The organism is Vibrio sp. M260118, from assembly GCF_036533755.1.
Taxonomy (GTDB): domain Bacteria; phylum Pseudomonadota; class Gammaproteobacteria; order Enterobacterales; family Vibrionaceae; genus Vibrio.
Window position 1 is genome coordinate 1 of record NZ_JATABG010000556.1, and the last position, 1577, is coordinate 1577.

General features: G+C 41.0%; 1 protein-coding gene. It reads left to right on the top strand.

Annotation, left to right across the window (positions count from 1 at the left end):
- Positions 1 to 126 precede the first annotated feature (126 nt).
- Positions 127 to 1482 carry a tyrosine-type recombinase/integrase gene (locus tag QTO00_RS19520; RefSeq protein WP_331426224.1) on the top strand — a complete coding sequence of 452 codons (1356 nt, stop codon included), beginning with the start codon at positions 127 to 129 and terminating at the stop codon, positions 1480 to 1482.
- Positions 1483 to 1577 lie beyond the last annotated feature (95 nt).

The window sequence follows — 1577 nt, forward strand, 5'->3', positions numbered from 1 at the left end:
CTATTAACGTATGCCGGTTTTCAAGTTTGAAGTGGTATGGGGGTTATTATACTATATTTCAGACACTTAATTGTTTAGTTGCAAGTTAGTAAACACTCAAACTAAACACGATGAGGCTTGCAGACTATGATAAACAACGATCAAACCAAACCTAAATCTCAATATATACGGCTCCGAGATGGGCTAGCGATTCGTAAAGTGCCACAAAGTAAAAACTGGAACTTATACCTTAACTTGCCAGGTCATAGACGGTTGCAGTTTTCGCTAAAAACCCCAGATGAAGATAAAGCTATAGAGTTGGCTTGGGCGGAATATACCTACGCTAAAGCAATGCTCCATAATGGCGAACCACTGCGCCAACCCACACAGCGTTTAACGCTTGTGCAAGTCCTAGATGAAATCATCAAAGAGCACGAAAAAGCCCAAAGCAAAACCAAAGTAAAAGGAAAAGACGGAGCGCACGCCACGCATATCAGGATTTGGAAGCGGTTTGTAGAGTTTTACGATCCGAAGCTCAAACCTTCACAACTCGATGTATCACAGGTCAGGGCATTTTTGAAAAGTGCTGAACCTTTTTCCGACACACAACTTACGGCAACTCGATACTGTTTCACGACTCTGTTTGATCGATGTGTAGAGAAACAACTGATTAAGAAAGATCAGGTTGTGGATCTAAAAAAAATCAAAGTCGATAGAAAAGAAACAAAGCGCCGAGATCATTTTACATATGCTGAGTTTTCGACTCTCTATGTTTCTGCATCGGTAGATGCTTCAAAGGGAAATAGTAAAAAAACCATACATAGCAGACAGATGGGACTTACTTATATGTGTTTTATCTTCTTTTCTGGCGTTCGTGCAGGAGAAGAAGCGCTAGGTATAAAATGGTCAGATTTAAGCTATAACAAACACGGTGATTTGTACTGCGTTATTCGAGAGGGTAAGACTCGAAGCTATAGAAAAAATAATCGATTTGTTTTACTGGATTATTTTGCGGAAGGGGCGGTGATTCAAGCGGCTCATAACAAGAACAAAGGGAAGTTTAAAGACTATACCAATCAGGCAATAATCAACCACCTTTCAAGCTCATCACCCAATGAGCCTGTATTTTCGACTCTCTACAGTGATAAACCAACATACCCTGTGATGTTTAAGCGTTGGCTTACACGAGCACAAGAAGCGGGAGAAATTGCCGAGGGCAAAGAACGGTCTTTGTATAGCTTGAGGCATAGCTATATCACCAGAGCGATCGAGGACGATGTGCAACTCTCGCTCATTGCAGAAAATGCAGGAACAAGTGTTGCTATGATTGAAAAGCACTACTCACACGTCTGTGTTATGTCTCAAACTGCACGAAAAGCATTAATGCGAGACAAGATAGCCCTACTTGAAAAGATGGGTCAAAAATCAGAACAGAAAGAGGAAGATCTACAAGCTCAGAAAGAAGAGTTATTAGATTTTGTTGCTAAAGAGTTCCCGATCTAAATCTAAAGGGGAGTGATACAACTTAATACTCGCTTACTTCGTTCCTCACACTTCTCAGAATCGCCCCCCTTGTGGGGGTTTAAAAATACCTACTA

Coding starts and splice junctions, on each gene's coding strand:
- QTO00_RS19520 (WP_331426224.1), top strand. CDS start 127: ATGATAAACAACGATCAAACCAAACCTAAATCTCAATATATACGGCTC.